Genomic DNA, 555 nt, shown 5'->3' on the forward strand with positions numbered 1-555 from the left:
GAAACGGTATGCGGCAGAGTTCAAGTCACGGGTTGCGCTGGAGGCGATCCGTGGGGAACTGACGCTGGCGGAACTGGCTTCGAAACATGGGGTGCATCAGACGATGATCGCCCAGTGGAAACGGCAGGCGATCGAAGGCATGGCAAGCCTTTTTTCTGGTAAGTCAGTAACGGAACCTTCAGTCAGCCCTGCTGATGTAGAGAAACTGCACGCCAAGATCGGCCAGTTGCTGGTGGAACGGGATTTTTTGCGGGATGCCTCTGCTCGGTTGGGCGTGATCAGAGGCGGCAGATGATTGACCCGAAGAGAGCATGCCTGCCGATAATCCGGCAATGCACGCTACTGCAACTCAACCGGTCGGGCGTCTACTATCGGCCTGTGCCACAGAGCGAAGCCAATCTGGAGCTGATGCGGCTGATCGACGCCCAGTTCCTGGAAACGCCGTATTATGGCTCACGGCAGATGACATGGCATCTGCGCCGCCTGGGACATGAAGTGGGCCGCAAGCGGGTCCGGCGGCTCATGGCGATCATGGGCCTGCGGGCGATCTACCAG

General features: G+C 59.1%; 1 pseudogene. It reads left to right on the forward strand.

Annotated elements, in window-relative coordinates:
• Positions 1 to 555 (forward strand): annotated as a pseudogene (locus GOB86_RS15770) (IS3 family transposase); the annotation flags it as partial.

The organism is Acetobacter lambici, assembly GCF_011516885.1.
GTDB classification, from domain to species: Bacteria; Pseudomonadota; Alphaproteobacteria; order Acetobacterales; family Acetobacteraceae; genus Acetobacter; species Acetobacter lambici.